Consider the following 16,838-nt stretch of genomic DNA (forward strand, 5'->3'; position numbering starts at 1 on the left):
ATGCACCCCGCCGAACTCGCCTATTACGCCAAGAAGGCGTTCGCGCTGTTCCCCGGCGGGGCCGAAGCCGCCAGCGCTCCGGCCTTCGCTGCGCATTACGAGCGCCGCCGCCGCAGCCGGTCATCGGCGCGCGCAATGCTCGACCGGGTCATTGCGCGGGGCTTTGCCGCGTGGCTGCCATCACGAACCCGCGCTGTCGCGTGCAAGTACGGCATGGATGCGCAGTGGGAACGGCAGGCGCTGGCAATCGCGCGCGAACGCTTCGTCGATCCCAACGACATTGCGCTGTTCCGGATCGAGCGGCCCGAGGAGCTCGATCACTATATCCGGCGGTTCGAGGATGCGGGTTTCAACAAGATCATCAACTCGCAGGGATGGAGCCGCGCCTGCGTGCTGGTCGACAAGGCGGCGTTCTATCGCCGCTGCGCCGCGCACGGCCTGCCCCATCCCGCCGTGCACGCGGTCTACGATCGCGGATTGCGCGATTTTCGCCCCGCCCGCGGACACCCGCTGATTGCCAAGCCCACGCACGGCGAAGGCGGCCGCGGTGTCGCGCTGCTCCCCCATGCCGTGTCCGATATCACCGACCAGGCCGCCTTCGCCCAGGCGATCGCGCCCTATGTCGATGACCGGCAAGTGTGGGTGATCCAGCGCGCACTGGGCAACCACGCAGCGCTGGCGGACTATGCGATGGATGCGCTGGCGACTGCGCGGCTCACCACGATGCGCAATGAGACGGGAGAACCCGAACTGGTCAGCACCGTGCTTCGCGTGCCTTCGCTGCGCGGCCCGGTGATCGATAACATGAAGGCGGGCGGGCTGATCATGCCGGTCGATTTCGAAACCGGGCGCGCGGGTACCGCCTGCAAGGGCTATGGTGGCGGCGATTACGAATGCCATCCGGTCAGCGGCGCGGCCTTTGGGGATCTGCAGCTGCCCGATTGGGAAAAGGCCGTGGCGCTCGCCTGCCGCGCGCATGCCGCGGCGTTCCCCGAATATACGCTTATCGGCTGGGATATCGCGTTCACGCCCGACGGGCCGATGGTGGTCGAAGGCAATGCCAAGCCCGGGGTGCTGATGCCGCAGCGCAGCGGCCGCAAGGGTCTGGCAGGCCAGCGCTATGGCGAATTGCTCGCCTTCAATCTCGAGCGTGCCGAAACCGGGCGGGCGGGCGCGTTGGCCGCCTAGGCCGGGACGGCTTCGCCCTTCCAGTCGAACACGCCGCCGCTGTCCGCCACCGTCAGCCCGTCGATGACATCCAGCAGGTTGTCCGCCGCATCGGCGGGCCGGGTCAGCTGGCCCGCGGGCAGATTGGCCTGGAAGGGTTCGGACAGCGCCGAATCCACCGTGCCCGGATGCAGACCTGCCACGATCGCCTGCTTGTGCGTCCGGCCCAGCTCGATCGCAAAATTCTTGAGCAGCATGTTGAGCGCGGCCTTGCTGGCACGGTAGCTGTGCCACCCGCCGATGCGGTTGTCGCCGATCGATCCGACCCGCGCCGACAGCGCGGCGAAGACGCTGCGGCGGTCGCGCGGCAATAGGGGCAGCACGTGCTTGGCCACCAGCGCGGGGCCGATAGTGTTGAGCCGGAACACCTCGTCCATCGCCGCGCCGTCGATCTGCTTGTAGCTGCGTTCGGGGCCCGAGCCATCGGCCAGTGTCAGCACACCGCTCGCGACCACCACCAGATCGGGGGGCGCGTCGGCCATCGCGCCAGCGGCAGCGGCGATCGAGGCTTCGTCGGACAGATCGAAGCGAAAGGCGCGCAGGGCGGGGTCGGCTGCCGTGCCCGAACGGCTTCCTGCCCATACCTCGACGCCGCTTTCCGCCAGCCTCGTAGCCAGTGCGGCGCCGATACCGCCGCTGGCGCCGAAGATCGCGGCACGCCGAAAGGGGTTTCCTACATTCATCATACCGATCTAGACCTCCGGCAACCGCTCGTGGTTCCCTCGAATTCACCCGATTACCGGGCTTTTGGCGCAAGAAAGTGTTGTCGCCCTGCACCGTGTAACACCCGGTCCATGTTGTAGGACACCCGTTGCAGGATTTGCGTCATACATGGCCTTGCACCAAGCGCCCGAACCGCTAGATGGGTTTCGCAAAGCAACAGGACTGACAGCGTAATGGCGACCTTCACCCTTCCCAAGAATTCGAAGATCACCGGCAAGAGCCGCACTCACAAGGCTGAAGGCGGCGCGCGCATTCGCAAGTTCAAGGTCTATCGCTACGATCCCGACAGCGGCGAGAATCCGCGCTACGACACCTTCGAGCTCGACCTCGACGATTGCGGGCCGATGGTCCTCGATGCCCTGTTCAAGATCAAGAACGAGATCGACCCGACGCTGACCTTCCGCCGTTCGTGCCGCGAGGGCATCTGCGGTTCTTGCTCGATGAACCTCAACGGCAAGAACGGTCTCGCCTGCACCACCGCGATCGAGGATCTCAAGGGCGAGATCCGCATCACCCCGCTGCCGAGCATGGACGTGATCAAGGACCTCGTGCCAGACTTCACGCATTTCTATGCGCAATACGCCAGCATCCGTCCCTGGCTGCAGACCGTCTCGACCACGCCCAGCGGCAAGGAACGGCTGCAGTCGCCCGAACAGCGCGAGAAGCTCGACGGGCTCTACGAATGCATCCTGTGCGCCTGCTGCTCGACCGCCTGCCCCAGCTACTGGTGGAATTCGGACAAGTTCCTCGGCCCGGCGATCCTGCTGCAGGCCTATCGCTGGCTGGCCGACAGCCGCGACGAGATGACCGGTGAACGGCTCGACCAGCTGGAAGACCCCTTCCGCCTCTATCGCTGCCACACGATCATGAACTGCGCGAATGTCTGCCCCAAGGGCCTGAGCCCGGCCAAGGCAATCGCCGAAACCAAGAAGATGATCGCCGAACGCGCGATCTGATGGCTCTGCGCGACGAGGTATTCGACCATGGCCCCGACCCGGAAAACCCCGGCTGGCGGCACTGGAACCTGAAGGACGAAACGCTGTTCAACGGCGCGGTGATGGGCAAGCTCATCACCCGGGTGGACGATGACGGGAAGGCGCGGCTGCGCATGTTCCCCGAACGGCGCCACCAGAACCTGCAGGGCATCATCCACGGCGCGGTGACGCTGTCGCTGATCGACATTTCGCTGTTCACCACGATGCACAATATCGGCAGCGGCAATGCCGGACCCTCGGTGACGGTCGAGCTGTCGACGCAGTTCGTGGGCGGCGGCAAGCCCGACATGCCGCTCGACGCGGTGTGCGAGATCGTCCGCGAGACGGGCAGCATGGTGTTCGTGCGCGGCACGGTGGTCCAGGAAGACCACGCGGTCGCCAGCTTCTCGGGCATCGTCAAGAAGATCAAGCCCCGCGCCGCCGCGTGACCGGAATGCTCGCCCGCTACGAGCGGCTCGTCTCGGCGGGCGAATTGCAGGCCGATCCCGACCAGCGCCGTGCCGCCCAGCGGCTCGACCGGCTGCAGAAGGACCTCGAGGCAGATAGCTCGGGCGGGCTGCTCGCACAGCTGTTCAAGCCGAAGAAGGCGCGGCCCGAGGGCGTCTACATGTGGGGCGGCGTCGGGCGCGGCAAGTCGATGCTGATGGACCTGTTCGTCGAGACGCTGGGGATCGCCGAGAAACGCCGTGCGCATTTCCACGAGTTCATGCTCGAGGTCGACCGGCGCATGCGCGAGCGGCGGACCAGCGATCCCGGCGATCCGACCGGCAAGGTCGCGCGCGATATCGCTGCCGATGTGCGCTGCCTCGCCTTCGACGAGATGGTGGTGAACAACACCGCCGACGCGGCGATCATGGCGCGGCTGTTCACCGCACTGATCCGCGACGAGGGCGTGACCGTGGTTACCACCAGCAATCGCCCGCCGCGCGATCTCTACAAGGACGGGCTCAACCGCTCGCTGTTCCTGCCGTTCATCGACCTCGTCGAGGACGAAATGGACGTGCTGCCGCTCAACGGTCCGACCGATTACCGGCTCGACCGGCTGGGAGATATCGCGACGTGGCACGCCCCCTTGGGCGAGGAGGCGACCGCGCAGGTACGCGAGGCCTTTTTCCGCCTCACCGATTACGCGCCCGAGGATGCCGAACACGTTCCCAGCGCCGAACTGGAACTGGGCGGCGGGCGGACGATCCACGTGCCCAAGAGCCTCAAGGGCGTGGGCGTGTTCAGCTTCAAGCGGTTGTGCGGCGAGAACCGCGGGGCGGCGGACTATCTCGCGATCGCGCATGCCTATCACACCGTGATCGTGGTCGGCGTCCCCGCCATGTCACCCGACAATCGCAACGAGGCGATCCGCTTCACCAAGCTGATCGACGCACTCTACGAGAACGGCGTCAAGCTGTTCGTCACCGCGGCGGCCGAACCGGAAGACCTCTACACCGCCGGCGACGGCGCGTTCGAGTTCGAACGCACGGTCAGCCGCCTCAAGGAAATGCAGAGCGCGGATTACATGGCGCGCGGCCACGGGGCAGCCTGACCTCCGGCACCGGGCAGTAACATGGGTGTTTCTTGACGGCTTTCGCGCCGCCCCCACATCGCCCGCATACCGGCGTCAACACCCCGCCGATGTGAGACTGAACCATGATCGATATACGACCCTTCGCCACGCTTGGCCACGCCGACCACGGCTGGCTCGACGCGCGGCACCATTTCAGCTTCGCCAATTACCACGACCCCGACCGGATGGGCTGGGGCAGCATCCGCGTGTGGAACGACGACACCATCGCGGCGCAGAGCGGCTTTCCCCCGCACCCGCACCGCAACATGGAAATCGTCACCTTCGTGCGCAGCGGGGCGATCACGCACCGCGACAGCCTCGGCAATGAAGGCCGCACCGCCGCCGGCGACGTGCAGGTGATGAGCGCAGGCACCGGCATCACCCATGCCGAGATGAATCTCGAGGACGAAGCGACGACGCTGTTCCAGATCTGGATCATTCCCGATCGGCAGGGTGAGCAGCCCGGCTGGGGCCAGCGCGAGTTTCCCAAGGCCACGCGCGAAGGCGGCTTCGAAGTGCTCGCAAGCGGCGATGCCGAAGCGGATGACGCGCTGCCGATCCGGACGGATGCGAAGGTCGCCGCGGCGACGCTGGCGAAAGGCCAGAGCGCGGTCTGGAACACTTCGGGCGAACGCCACCAGTATCTGGTCGCGCCCAAGGGTCGGGTCACGGTCAATGGCCGGGAAGCGCAGCCGCGCGACGGGATCGCCGTGACCGGCGAGAGCGAAATCGTGGTCGAGGCGATCGACGACGCCGAAATCGTGCTGGTCGACGCGCGCTAGGCGCTGGGGGCGAGATGGCGGAGCGATCGCTCCAGCATCAACAGCTGCCACAGCACCCGGCCATGGTCGCTGCGGCCGGAAATATGGTCGTCCGCGAGGCGTGACAGCGCCTTGCGGGCGAACCATCCGCTCCCGGTCAGCAATTCGCTCGCGGCGACCGCCCTCGCCTCGCCCGCCAGCGGACCGCGGAACCACTCCGCCAGCGGGGTCACGAAGCCCTGTTTGCGGCGATAGAGGATGTCTTCGGGCAGATAGCGCTCCATCGTGTGCTTCATCAGCCATTTGCCGGTGGTGCCGCGCAGGCGCTGGCGCTGCGGCAGCCGCGCCGCGAACTCGATCAAGCGGTGATCGAGCAGCGGCTCGCGCGCCTCCAGTCCCGCCGCCATGCTTGTCCGATCGGTCTTGGTCAGGATGTCGCCCGGCAACCAGAACTTGAGATCGGCATATTGCGCCCGGTCGAGCCCGCTGCGCACGGGAGCATCGCGCATCGTTTCCTCGAACGGCTGTTCGGCGCGGTACCTCCCGCGTTCGCGGAGCATGGTATCGCCATACAGCGTCCTGCGCTGCTCGGGCGCCAGAATGGCGAGCGCGCGCGCGTAGCCGGCCTCGCCGCCCGCCGAAAGCGCCAGCAAAGTGGACTTGGCGCGCAGCGGTCGCGGCGCCCAGTCGGCCTTGGGCCACACCTTCCCCAGCGAACCGAACAGCGGCTGGCGCAAGGCGCTGGGCAGCACCGAGCGTGCCTGTTCCTCGCGCGCATGGAACATCTGCCGGCGGTACCCGGCAAACGCCTCGTCGGCCCCGTCGCCCGACAGCGCCACGGTGACATGCTCCCGCGCCAGCTGGCATACGCGCAAGGTCGGCAGCGCGCTGGCGTCGGCGAAGGGTTCGTCGAAGATTGCCGCGATGCTGTCGATCGCATCGAACTGGTCGGCCGATACGATGCGTTCGTGGTGATCGGTGGCGAACAGCTCGGCCACCTGCCGCGCGTATCGGGTCTCATCCACGCTTTCGACATCGAAACCGATCGAGCAGGTGGTCACGGGGCTGTTGCTGGCCTCGCTCATCAGCGCGACGACCGACGAGCTGTCGACACCGCCCGACAGGAATGCCCCCAACGGCACGTCGGCGACCATCCGGCTGCCCACGCCTTCGCGCATGCGGTGCAGCAGCTGCGCCGACAGGTCGCGCGTGCCGCCCTTTTCACGCTCGGCGAAGGACACGTCCCACCACTGCCGCTGAGGCTCCGGCGTACGCCCATGTTCGAGCAGCAGGAAATGGCCCGCAGCGAGCTTCTCGACGCCTTTCAGGACGCTGCGGTGATCGGGGACATAGCCCCAGGTCATGTAATCCTCGATCGCCAGCGGATCGATCGTGCGACGCAGCAGCGGATGGGCAAGCAGGCCCTTGAGCTCGCTCGCGAAGGCCAGCGCCCCGCCTTCGAGCCGCGCGAGATAAAGCGGTTTGACCCCCAGCCGGTCGCGCGCGAGGAACAGCTGGCGCCGGTCGCAGTCATAGAGCGCGAAGACGAACATTCCCTCGAGGCGGTGGAGGCAATCGGGGCCCCATTTCCGCCAGGCGGCAAGAATGACCTCGGTATCGCCATCGGTATGGAACTGCGCGCCGTCCTGGATCAGTTCGCGCCGCAGTTCGCGGTAATTGTAGATCTCGCCATTGAAGACGATAACCGCGCGCCCGTCGGCGGAATGCATCGGCTGCGGCGAACCTTCGAGGTCGATGACCGACAGCCGGCGATGTCCCAGCCCCACTCCGGGCGCGGTCCATACCCCGCTGCCGTCGGGTCCGCGATGCGCAAGCGCATCGGCCATCCGTTCGACCCGCCTGGGATCGACCGGCTTGACCGTTTCGTAATGGAAAATCCCCGCGATGCCGCACATGCGGGGCTGCCTAGACCAGCCGCGCGGCGACGGCAAAGCATCCTGCGGCAAGCAGGATCGCGGCAAGGACGAGATTGCGGTCTGCGCCCGGCCCTTCCCACCGCGCGACATGCGGCAGCGCGGCGATCCCGGCGGCGGTCCAGCCAGCCTCTTCCGGTTCGCGCTCGAACCAGCGCCAGGCCACCCCCAGCACCAGCGCCAGCACCAGCGCGAAGAAAAACCAGCCGTAGACGATATGGTCGAACCCGCCAGCGGCTTCGGCGCCGACATATTGCGCAAGGAAGATCGTCGCCCAGGCGCGGATGCCATTGGCGATGATCGGAACGACGACACAGGCGATCAGGAACCACGCCCTGCGGTTCCAGCTGGCGAAACAGGTATGCGCGACCAGCAGCCCCAATGCGAGCATGGCGACGAGGAACTTCACGCCCGAGCATTCCTCGGCAACGATGAACAAGCCCGCGGGTGTATCGATGAGAATGCCGCTCGCCACCGTTTCGATACCGCTCCACCGGGTCAGCGCGGTGGCGATTTCCGCAGTGACCATCTGCAACGGGGGAATGATTTCGTCGCCGAACGGCACCAGCACGAAGGCATAGGCAAGCGGAAAGCCCAGCACGAGCCCGGCGCGCAGGCCCCACAGCGCCAGCACGGCGCCTTGCAATGCCATCACCGCTCCGCCCTGCGCGATGGTGTTGATCGCGATCTCGCGGCCCACGAACCAGACGGCAAGGCCCAGCACCAGCCATGCGAGCCCGGGCCACCAGCCCCGCAGCCCGGCCCGCGCCAGTTCGTCGCGCCGGATCCACCCGAGCCACGCAATGATCGGCGGGACCAGCAGGATATGGCTGTAGGTGTCGATGTTCCACCACTGATGCGCCATCGCGCGCCATTCCGCGAATGTCAGCGCCACCAGCACGAGCGCGGCGAGCGCCAGCATGGCCCCGGGTATGGCGAACGCGCCCCTGCGCGTGGCAGCTGCGGCCGGACTACTGAGCATCGTGCGGCGCGCCCGCGCAGGCCAGGATTTCGCTCAATGCCCGTTCCACGCTTTCCCAGCTCATCTCGTCGATCACGAACTTGCGGGCCGCCTGTCCCATCTGCTCGGCCCGGGGCGGATCGCCCAGCAGGCCCGTGATCCGGGCGAGCATCGCTGCGCCCTCGGCAGGAGCAATTGCGAAATGGCATCCGTCCCGTGCCTCTATGCCGGTCGCGGCCCCCGGCGTCAGCACCACCGGGCGCGCCATTGCCATCGCCTCGAGCACCTTGTTCTGTACCCCCCGCGCGATCAGCAGCGGCGCGACGACGAGGTCGGCCGATTTGAGGAAGGGTCGCACGTCGGGAACTTCGCCCCAGACCCGGACGCCGTTTTCGCCATGCCGTCTGGTGAGCGCCGGCACCGGGGCACGGCCGACGACATGCAACCGCGCACGGCTGTAGACACGGCGCAGATTGGGCATGACGTTGTCGATCAGCCACTGGGCCGCCGCGACATTGGGAGCGTAGTCCATCTGCCCGGTGAACACGAGCTGCGGATCCTCGCCCTCGTCGAGATCCTGCTGCCGGGCGACGGTTTGCGGATCGAATATCTGCGCGTCGATGCCGTTGCCAAGGGCCAGGCAGGTGGCTGCGCCGGGATCGACCAGCCGCGACGTGAACAGTTCCACCTCGTGCCCGCTGATGAGCAGCACCCGGTCGGCGCGCGCGGCAATGCGTTCCTCTTCGCGCGCGAGCAGCCGGCCCTCGCGCCGGTTGAGCCAGACGCGCCGCCCGGCATCGGCATAGGCTTCGAACTTCGCGCTATCGACATCGCAGAGGTCGACGATCACCCGTCCGGTGAAGCTGTCGGGCACATATTGGGCCATCTGTCCCGAAAAGACGAAGATCGTCTCGATCCGGTGATTGCCCAGCGTCTTGGCGACATAGCGGTGCATCGCGGCATCGTCGAATGCGGTGAGGCTGACCGGCTTGCGTTTCAGCACTGCCTCGGCCCCGGCGAGCGCCAGCGGCTTTTTGCGTTCGATCAGCGCATGGGTGCGCGCCAGCGCGGCGAGCGCCGATTTCTGCGCAAGGTCCGTCTCGGTCTCGCCGAAGGTGCCGACATGGACCGGCCCGCGCTTAACCAATGCCCGCAGCAGATGGTGCGAACGGATCTTGTCCCCGCGGTCGGGCGGGAACGGCACGCGGTGCGCCAGGAACAGTGTTTCGCCCATGCTAGCCAAGCCCGCGGGCGATCCACGGCCCCAGGCGGTTCGCCACCGGCAAGGGGAGCCGCTTCCACAGCGCGATCTTCGCCGAATAGCCGGCATCGGTCGGATCGATATTGCGCGGCGCGGTGCCCGGCGGCGACCATTCGTAATAGGTCAGCGGCGCGGGCGTGAAGCCCCAGTTCTTCTTGAACGCATAGGGCCCACTGCCGGTTTTCGAGCGGCCGAAATCGAACCTCGTGCACCCCCGCCGCCGGGCATGGGTCATCAGTTCGTAATACATGCGCTCGTTTGCCCTCAGTCCGCGCGCGCTCCATGTGCCGCCGCCCCAGAAGGGCATCACTGTTTCCCGGTGATAGAGCGAGAGCACACTGGCCACGGGAAGTTCCCCCTGACGGACGGTAAGGATATCGGCGTCGTCGCCAAACCGGTCGAGCACGGCATCGAACAGTGTCCGCGGAAACACGGGCGTGCCGAGGTTGCGGACGCTCTGTGCATAGACCGCATAATGCGCGGCGCGGTCGGTCTCGGCGGTGCCGGTGGTAACCGTCAGATCGTGCTTGAGGCCCTTGCGTACCTCGGCGCGCGCCTTGCGCGGGATGGCCAGCAGCTGCGCCTCGTCATCGGCCGCCAGCTCGGCGGCGAAATTGGCGTGCTTGCCGCTTATCGTGGTCCAGTCCGCCGGCGCGCTTCCCCCGCGCAGTTCGACGCTGGCCGCGCAAAGGCGGCCGGCCAGTTCCTCTGCCGCGCGGCACAAGCGTCGTGCATCGTCGTCCCGCGCTGCCAGCACGCCGCCACCGACCCCGAAGCCACTGGAAACGAGCGCGCGGCCGAACAGCGGTGAATGCACGTCGCTGAGTGGAAGCCAGCCCGCCAGGCGGCCTCCGCGTTCGGCGATCAGGCCGCGCGCGCTGTTGCCCGTGCCGTGCGCGATGGCCTGCAGCCACAACGGACGATGGAAGACGTCCCCCTCATTCGCCGCGACGAATGCCTCGATCGCTTCCGCTTCGCCCCGATCGGCAAGGTCTGCCTCGCGTATGACGGGAGTGTGCACCATCGGGGCGTTCATGCCGCCCAGTCCAGGCTCCGCGCCTGTTCGCGCGCGGCCAGCGCGTCCATCCGCCCCCATTCGAAATCGCCCAGCAGGCCGGACAGCTTGCCCGCCATTTTGGACAGATTGGTATAGTGGCGCAGTCGCGATCGCAGCGGCGCGCCCGCTACGCGCGGTTGCCCGGGATCGATTTCCCACGGGTGGAAATAGAACACCGCGGGGTGTCCTTCGCGGTTCACCTGCCGGATCGCCCAGCGGCTGAATCCATAGGGCAGGACACGGAAAAAGCCGCCGCCGCCCGCCGCCAGACGTTTCCCGCGCAGCATTGCGGTCGTCACCGGGATTTCGACGAGATCGCTTCCGGAAACCGGCGCGAAGGCAAAGCGCGGCGCCTCGGGCCAGCCATAGTGGTCGTGCACCACCGGCGCGACCGATGACGAATAGGCATAGCCGTGTTCCGCCAGCACGTCATGCGCCCACGCATTGCGCAGAATCGATCGAGAAGCTCGGCGCCCGGTATCCGGTGATCGCCTGCCCGCCCGCATCCTCCAGAATGGCGCGGGCGCGCATGAGGTCGGCGGCGAATTCATCACGGCTCAGCGTGAAGACGCGCGTGTGGTCATAGCCATGGCTGGCAAGTTCGTGCCCGCGATCGACGATGGCGCGCATTGCGGCGGGGTTGCGTTCGGCGACCCACCCCAGCGTGAAGAAGGTCGCCTTGACCCCGGCTTCATCGAACAGGTCGAGGATGCGCGCGACATTGTCGCCCACGCGCAGTTCGAGCGCGTCCCAGTCGCTGCGCGCGATGGTGTTCTCGAACGCGCCGACCTGGAACCAGTCTTCCACATCGACCGACAGGCCGTTGACGACGGTAATCTCGTTCAACGCACCCTCCCCGGCATCACGCTGCGGCGCGCGAACCCTGCGATTCGAAATAGTCGATCATCATCGCGAGCACATGGCGCAGCGAGCGTTCCTGCTCGTCGAGGCGCGCCTCAATGGCCGACAGGCGCTCGCCGGTGTCAGCAGATGCTTCGCCTGCCGTAGGCGCCTTGGCGAGCTTGTCCACTTCCTCGCGCATGGCGCGCAGATGCTTGTCGCGTTCGGCGAAGGCAGCTTCGATCGCCTGAATCTGGTGATCGAGCAAGCCGGTCTGCTGCGGAGCCGCACCGGTGCCCTCATCCGTCGCAGGCTTGCCATCCTTCGCGCCGCCTGTCGCCGCGGTGGCTTCGGCCTGCCGCGCTTCCTGCCTGGCCCGGGCGATCGCTTCGAGCGCGCGGCCATCGCGGTCGGGTCGCGGCTTCGCGACATGGTCTTCGGCCGGTGCCGCATCGCCGGACATCTCCTCGACCACCGTGTCGAGCATCTCGACATCGAGCCGGGACTTTTCCTCGACCGACCCGAGCAGCAGCAACCGGGTCATGACCTGGTTGATCTTGCGCGGAATACCGCCGGTCGCCTTGTGCAGCTTGACCCACATGCTCCCGTCGAGTTCGGGATGGTTGTCCCAGCCGACATGGCGCAGGCGATGCTCGACATAGGGTTCGATCTCGCCCGGCTGCATCGGTTCGAGATGGTGGGCGGCGATGACGCGCTGGCGGAGCTGCTCGAGCTCGTCCGAATGGGCCAGCAATTGCTTGAACTCGGGCTGGCCGAGCAACAGCGTCTGCAGCAGCGGGTGCGAACCGAGCTGGAAGTTCGACAGCATCCGCAGTTCTTCGAGCGCGCCGATCGACAGGTTCTGCGCCTCGTCGACGATCAGCAACGCCCGGCGGCCATTGCGCGCCTCTTCGTGCAGGAACATCTCGATCGCTGCGAGGTCGGCGGCCTTGTCGCCGCCCGCGTCGAGCCCGAAGCTGCGCGCTGCGACATGGATCATTTCCTCGCCATCGAGCGCGCTGGTCACCACTTCGCCCACGGTCATGCGGTCGCTGTCGAGCTTCTGCTTGAGATGGGCCACCAGCGTCGACTTGCCCGAACCGACCTCGCCGGTGATGACGACGAAGCCTTCGCCCTGGTTGAGGCCGTACCCGAGATAGCTCAGCGCCTTCTTGTGCGTGACGCTTTCGTAATAGAACGCCGGGTCGGGCGTGAGCTGGAAAGGACGCTCGCTGAAACCGTAATATTCTTCGTACATCTGCGCAGTCCTATCAGAAATCGTACCGCAGGCCGAGCAGGGCCGATGCAGTGGTGAAATTGTCGGGCGCGATATCGCTGTCGAGCATCGAGATCGCCACCGCCGCGCGCGCCGAGAGATTGCGGATGACCTCTTCGCTGTAGCTGGCCGATCCGCCAATCGCGGTCACATCTTCGGCGCCCGCCGTTCCGCTTTCGAAACGGTTGGCATAGCTGTTGACCGAGAAGCGGCCGCGCTGGCCGACCGGGCCGGACAAGCCGGCCGTCACGTAGTAGCTTTCATCCACGAGGCCGTCGGCCAGTTCGAGCACCGTGCCGGGCGCACCGATGAATGTCCGGCGATCGTAGCCCGCGCCGATGCTGGCGGTCATGCGGCCGATCTGGCGGCTGTAGCTGCCGACCACGCCGCGGCCCCGGAAGACCGAAGAGCGGAGCGAACCGAACAGGCCGTCGAGGCAGCCGCCGCCGTCGATCGAATTGACGCAGCCGGTCAGCTCGCCCGTGACCGGATCGCGCGAGACGGTGAAATCCGTGGGCAATGCAGCGAGCGAATTGTTGAGCCGGCCGCCGAAGCCCTGGATGCCGTCATAGACACCGATCTGCAAACTGCTGCGGCTGCTCGGCCGCCAGCTGAAGCTGCCGTAGAAGGTTTCGCTGTCATAGCGATGGCCGAACCGCGCTTCGAGCTGCGTCCGGCTGCTGGGCGACCATACGACCCCGACATCCCAGATGAGGCCGCTGGCTTCATAGGCGATGATCCGCGGGCTGGCTTCATTGGTGATGAAACGGCCATTTTCGCCGATAACCGGGTTGCCCGCGGCATCGCGCACCGCATCGCGGCTCGACACTTCGACGTCCTCGATGCCCGCACCCGCGACGATTGCCAGCGTCGGCGTGACGGGAACGGTCACGTCGCCGCGGACATAGGCATCGCGCACGCGCTGATCGAGGTTGGAGACATCTTCCTGGTAATAGCCGGCACCGACCCCGAGGCCGACCGGGAGCGGCTGGCCGGGACGCGTGCCCGCGCGCACGCTGGCGCTGTGCGAAACGCTTTCGTCGAACAGGTCGGCAGCGGTGCCTGTGGCGGTGATGAAATCGGGGCTGTCGACGCGCGTATAGCCGATACGGTAGTTCGCGTTCACTTCGACATCGCCCGCGCGCGTCTGCAGTGTGGGTCCGGCATAGGCGGAGTATGTCTGGGTCGAAAGCGTATCGTCGACGATCGGATTGATCACCGAACGGCCCTGCGCATCCACGCGCGTGCTGCTGGCCAGCGCGCCCGCTTCCACCGTCAGGACGCGCGGAATGATCGAGGCATAGCCGCGCGCCACGCCGGTGATCGTATCCGAATCGGCGCCGTTGGACTGGTGCGCGAAATTGCGTTCGTAACGCACCGACACGCTGCCGCCGTTGTTGCGCCCAGCGATCGAGGCGTCGACCCCTGCGGCAAGTTGCGTGTAGGTTAGCACGTCGCTGCCCGGCGATATCTGCCAGCTCGCCAGCGAATTGGCCTCGATATAGGGATCGATGCTGGTGCGCCCGCGGCCAGTGGACACGCCTTCGGCCGCGCTGCCCGCCGAACCGCTGTCGGCCCCCTGGTAGGACTGGGCCTGCAGCGGCACGGCGCCAAACAGCGCAACAGCCGTCGCGGCGCTTGCCAGATAGGGTGTTTTCATTCGGTAGATCATGGGCTTACTCGCCATATCCGTAATAGGTTCCGAACCTGCGCCCGCTGGGGCTGAAGGTCGCATCGTTGAGCAGCAGCTTGATGTCGGGACAGGCCGAAAGCAGGTCGACCGCATCTTCCAGCGCCGCGCGCCCGGTCAGATCGGCGCGGGCGACCAGCAATGCCTGGCCCACCTGCTTGGCAAGCTCGGCAGCCGGCGTCGCGGCGAGTGCCGGCGGGCTGTCGAACACGATGATCCGGTTGCGCGCGCCGCGCGTGAGCTGGTCGAGCACATCGCGGGTGCGTTCGCTCGAAAGATATTCGCTGTCACGTCCGGTGCGCTTGCCTGCAGGCAGGACGAACAGCCCGGGAATATCGGTACTGACGACGAAATCCGCGACCTGCGCAGCAGGGTCGGACAGCACGTCCATGAAGCCCGCGGATTCCTGCAGGCCGAGTTTCTCCATGACCGACGGATTGCCGAAATCGGCATCCGCCAGCAGCACTTCCATGTCGCGTTCACCCGCCAGCGCGATGGCGAGATTGAGCGCGCAGAAGGTCTTGCCCTCGTTGGGGTGCGGCGAACAGACCAGCACGCGGCGCGCCAGCTGGCTGCCCTCCGTCTTGGTGGTGGCCAGCACCTGGCGCTTCACGATGCGGAATTCCTCGAGCAGCGTCGATGCCCCGCCATCGGGATCGATCAGGCCCTGCTCGCGCAGCATGGCGCGCACGATTTCACGTTTTGGCCCGGTAAAGGCGACCACCGGGTGGTCGGGTTCCACATCGGCGGGTGGAGCCGCGGCTGGCTCGGGAACGGTGGACGCATGCGCATCGCTCGCGCGGCGCTGCGGTACGGGCGCCGGCGCGGGCGTCGGCGTCACCTCGATGGTCCGCCGCGGGGCGAATTTCTTCGCCTTGTCGCTGTCGAGCTTGGCCGGAACCGCGGCGGGAATCAGTCGGTCGAAGCCGAAGGTGCCGCTGGCGCGTTCGAGAAGCGATGCCCGCTTGGGCTTGCCATCGTCATCGTTCGACGGCTCTATCTGCGTGGGTTTGTTCACTGCCATGTTCCCTCAGGCCACCGATCCGACCTGGACGATTTCGACGACCAGCAGCAGGAAGCATACCGCCCCCAGCGCACCGACACCGGCGAAGAATTGCTTCAGACGGAGTTTCTGGTGCTTGCGCGCCGCTTCGGTGACCGAACGCGAAATCGTCCCGATCACCGGCAGGTCGAGCGAGCGCTCGAGCTTGTCCGCGGTGGTGAAGCTCGAACGGAGCTGGCCGAGGACGAATGCGGCCCCCGCGCCCGCGCCGAGGCCGACGATCAGCACGCCCAGCAGCAGCAGCGGCCGGTTGGGAGCCGCGGGATTGCGCGGCGCGGTGGGCGGGTCGATCACCTCGAACTGGAACGCGCTGCGTTCGGTTTCGACCTGCCCGCGCAGCCGCATTTCCTCGCGGTCGTTGAGCAGGTCGTCATACTTGTCCTTCAGCACTTCGTAGTCGCGGCTGATGCGATTGGCTTCGGCCGCCACGGCAGGCTCGTTGGCCTGCGCGGCGATCAGCGCGGAAATGTCCGATTGCACCGCCGCCTTGCGGGCCTGCAGCGCCTGCACATTGGCCTGGCGTTCGGCGCGGATCGACATCAGCGAAGTGTAGGCCGGGTTGGGCGAACCGCCCGAACCCGCCGGTTCGCTGGCTGCCTGTTCGCGCAGCGAGGCGATCTGGCGCTGCTGCGCCTGCACGTCGGGATGGCTGTCGGTCAGGCCGCGCGCACGCATGGCCGAGAGGTTCGATTGCGCCTGCATCAACGCCCCGCGTGCGCCCCCGCCCCCGGCGGTCACGATGCTGCGCGGCGTGCTGGCGATCTGGCCGTTGATGGCCGCCAGCGCGCTTTGCGCCGCGGCGATATCGGCATCGATCCCGCGCATTTCGGTGCGCATCGTCTGCAAGCGACCGGTCACGGTGCCAGTGCCGCCGATCAGGTCGGGGTGTTCCGCCTCGAAGGCCAGGCGCCGCTGTTCGGCGGCTTCGAGCTCGGCCTTGCGGTCGTCGAGCTGCTGGTCGAGAAACGCGATCGTATCGGCGACATCGCCGCGGTTGCCCGCGATGTTCGATTCGCGGAAGATATCGATCAGCTTCTGGACCACGTCTTTCGCCAGCGCGGCGTTCTCGGCATCGCTCAGGCTCGACTTGCCGACCGTCGCGGTGATCGTGAACAGATTGTCCTGCTCGCTCTCGACCACGATGTTCTCGGTCAGGCTCTGCACCGCGCTCTGCATCTCATTGTCGGTGGCGACTTTCTCGCCCAGCTTGGTGCTGCGTACCACGCGCTCAAGATTGACCGCGCTGACCAGCGTCTGGCGGACCTTTGTGATCGCCTGCTTGCCGTCGCCGGAAATCTCCAGCTGCTCGGACAGGACATCCTCGAGCTCGACATAGATCCGCGCCCGGCTTTCATAGCTGTTGGGGATGAACGCAACCGCCAGCCAGCCGAGGATGCACACGGCCCAGGCCACCGCGAGCGCAAGCCAGCGGCGGTTCCACACCGTATGCAGCGCGCTGCGAAGTTCTTCGACGACTTCCTGCATGCCCCCG

Annotated in this window: 14 protein-coding genes and 1 pseudogene; 5 read left to right on the top strand and 10 right to left on the bottom strand. The window is 66.7% G+C overall.

Going from position 1 to position 16,838, the window contains the following annotated elements:
• Window positions 1–1,188, top strand: coding sequence for a sugar-transfer associated ATP-grasp domain-containing protein (locus WKH79_RS04405; RefSeq protein WP_341859716.1), 1,188 nt, complete (start codon window positions 1–3; stop codon window positions 1,186–1,188).
• Here the strand turns inward: WKH79_RS04405 and WKH79_RS04410 are convergent.
• The gene (locus WKH79_RS04410) at window positions 1,185–1,913 is read right to left on the bottom strand and encodes an SDR family NAD(P)-dependent oxidoreductase (RefSeq protein ID WP_341859717.1); all 729 of its coding nucleotides are present in this window, start codon (window positions 1,911–1,913) and stop codon (window positions 1,185–1,187) included. The genes WKH79_RS04405 and WKH79_RS04410 overlap by 4 nt on opposite strands.
• 210 nt (window positions 1,914–2,123) lie before the next feature.
• Between WKH79_RS04410 and WKH79_RS04415 the strand changes: the two genes are divergently transcribed.
• From WKH79_RS04415 to WKH79_RS04430, 4 genes are all read left to right on the top strand, one after another.
• A complete protein-coding gene (locus tag WKH79_RS04415; RefSeq protein WP_050601208.1) occupies window positions 2,124–2,906 on the top strand; it encodes a succinate dehydrogenase iron-sulfur subunit in 783 nt (260 codons plus the stop codon).
• Window positions 2,906–3,373: a PaaI family thioesterase gene (locus WKH79_RS04420; RefSeq protein ID WP_063511146.1), complete on the top strand. Its 468-nt coding sequence runs from the start codon at window positions 2,906–2,908 to the stop codon at window positions 3,371–3,373. The genes WKH79_RS04415 and WKH79_RS04420 overlap by 1 nt, the downstream gene beginning before the upstream one ends.
• On the top strand, window positions 3,370–4,482 hold the full coding sequence (gene zapE, locus WKH79_RS04425) for a cell division protein ZapE (RefSeq protein ID WP_341859718.1): 1,113 nt from the start codon (window positions 3,370–3,372) through the stop codon (window positions 4,480–4,482). Before WKH79_RS04420 ends, zapE begins: the two co-directional genes overlap by 4 nt.
• A 104-nt stretch (window positions 4,483–4,586) precedes the next feature.
• Entirely contained in the window at window positions 4,587–5,285 is a 699-nt protein-coding gene (locus WKH79_RS04430; protein ID WP_341859719.1) for a pirin family protein, read from the top strand.
• Here WKH79_RS04430 and WKH79_RS04435 read toward each other — a convergent pair.
• The 9 genes and pseudogenes from WKH79_RS04435 to WKH79_RS04475 all read right to left on the bottom strand — a co-directional run bounded on the left by WKH79_RS04435 (window position 5,282) and on the right by WKH79_RS04475 (window position 16,831).
• A complete protein-coding gene (locus WKH79_RS04435; RefSeq protein ID WP_341859720.1) occupies window positions 5,282–7,180 on the bottom strand; it encodes an XrtA/PEP-CTERM system amidotransferase in 1,899 nt (632 codons plus the stop codon). The two genes, WKH79_RS04430 and WKH79_RS04435, sit on opposite strands and share 4 nt — an antisense overlap.
• Before the next feature lie 10 nt (window positions 7,181–7,190).
• Window positions 7,191–8,180, bottom strand: a complete 990-nt coding sequence (xrtA, locus tag WKH79_RS04440; RefSeq protein ID WP_341859721.1) for an exosortase A — start codon at window positions 8,178–8,180, stop codon at window positions 7,191–7,193.
• Window positions 8,170–9,393: a TIGR03087 family PEP-CTERM/XrtA system glycosyltransferase gene (locus WKH79_RS04445; RefSeq protein ID WP_341859722.1), complete on the bottom strand. Its 1,224-nt coding sequence runs from the start codon at window positions 9,391–9,393 to the stop codon at window positions 8,170–8,172. Before WKH79_RS04445 ends, xrtA begins: the two co-directional genes overlap by 11 nt.
• A gap of 1 nt (window position 9,394) precedes the next feature.
• Window positions 9,395–10,456, bottom strand: coding sequence for a FemAB family XrtA/PEP-CTERM system-associated protein (locus WKH79_RS04450; RefSeq protein ID WP_341859723.1), 1,062 nt, complete (start codon window positions 10,454–10,456; stop codon window positions 9,395–9,397).
• Window positions 10,453–11,314 (bottom strand): annotated as a pseudogene (locus WKH79_RS04455) (XrtA system polysaccharide deacetylase). Before WKH79_RS04455 ends, WKH79_RS04450 begins: the two are co-directional and overlap by 4 nt.
• Before the next feature lie 25 nt (window positions 11,315–11,339).
• Window positions 11,340–12,575 carry an AAA family ATPase gene (locus tag WKH79_RS04460; protein ID WP_341859724.1) on the bottom strand — a complete coding sequence of 412 codons (1,236 nt, stop codon included), beginning with the start codon at window positions 12,573–12,575 and terminating at the stop codon, window positions 11,340–11,342.
• Window positions 12,576–12,588: 13 nt separating this feature from the next.
• Window positions 12,589–14,253, bottom strand: a complete 1,665-nt coding sequence (locus WKH79_RS04465) for a preprotein translocase subunit YajC (protein WP_341859725.1) — start codon at window positions 14,251–14,253, stop codon at window positions 12,589–12,591.
• 16 nt (window positions 14,254–14,269) lie between these two features.
• Entirely contained in the window at window positions 14,270–15,307 is a 1,038-nt protein-coding gene (locus WKH79_RS04470) for a capsular biosynthesis protein (RefSeq protein ID WP_341859726.1), read from the bottom strand.
• Between the two features lie 6 nt (window positions 15,308–15,313).
• Window positions 15,314–16,831 (bottom strand): XrtA system polysaccharide chain length determinant, encoded by a 1,518-nt coding sequence (locus tag WKH79_RS04475; protein WP_050601198.1) that lies wholly within the window; start codon window positions 16,829–16,831, stop codon window positions 15,314–15,316.
• Between the last annotated feature and the right edge of the window lie 7 nt (window positions 16,832–16,838).

Source organism: Qipengyuania sp. GPGPB31 (assembly GCF_038396345.1).
Lineage (GTDB): Bacteria > Pseudomonadota > Alphaproteobacteria > Sphingomonadales > Sphingomonadaceae > Qipengyuania > Qipengyuania citrea.

Bases quoted from the DNA above. Each gene is read 5' to 3' on its own strand.
- WKH79_RS04405 (WP_341859716.1), top strand. From the start codon at position 1: ATGCACCCCGCCGAACTCGCCTATTACGCCAAGAAGGCGTTCGCGCTG.
- WKH79_RS04410 (WP_341859717.1), bottom strand. From the start codon at position 1,913: ATGATGAATGTAGGAAACCCCTTTCGGCGTGCCGCGATCTTCGGCGCC.
- WKH79_RS04415 (WP_050601208.1), top strand. From the start codon at position 2,124: ATGGCGACCTTCACCCTTCCCAAGAATTCGAAGATCACCGGCAAGAGC.
- WKH79_RS04420 (WP_063511146.1), top strand. From the start codon at position 2,906: ATGGCTCTGCGCGACGAGGTATTCGACCATGGCCCCGACCCGGAAAAC.
- WKH79_RS04430 (WP_341859719.1), top strand. From the start codon at position 4,587: ATGATCGATATACGACCCTTCGCCACGCTTGGCCACGCCGACCACGGC.
- WKH79_RS04435 (WP_341859720.1), bottom strand. From the start codon at position 7,180: ATGTGCGGCATCGCGGGGATTTTCCATTACGAAACGGTCAAGCCGGTC.
- xrtA (WP_341859721.1), bottom strand. From the start codon at position 8,180: ATGCTCAGTAGTCCGGCCGCAGCTGCCACGCGCAGGGGCGCGTTCGCC.
- WKH79_RS04445 (WP_341859722.1), bottom strand. From the start codon at position 9,393: ATGGGCGAAACACTGTTCCTGGCGCACCGCGTGCCGTTCCCGCCCGAC.
- WKH79_RS04450 (WP_341859723.1), bottom strand. From the start codon at position 10,456: ATGAACGCCCCGATGGTGCACACTCCCGTCATACGCGAGGCAGACCTT.
- WKH79_RS04460 (WP_341859724.1), bottom strand. From the start codon at position 12,575: ATGTACGAAGAATATTACGGTTTCAGCGAGCGTCCTTTCCAGCTCACG.
- WKH79_RS04465 (WP_341859725.1), bottom strand. From the start codon at position 14,253: ATGAAAACACCCTATCTGGCAAGCGCCGCGACGGCTGTTGCGCTGTTT.
- WKH79_RS04470 (WP_341859726.1), bottom strand. From the start codon at position 15,307: ATGGCAGTGAACAAACCCACGCAGATAGAGCCGTCGAACGATGACGAT.
- WKH79_RS04475 (WP_050601198.1), bottom strand. From the start codon at position 16,831: ATGCAGGAAGTCGTCGAAGAACTTCGCAGCGCGCTGCATACGGTGTGG.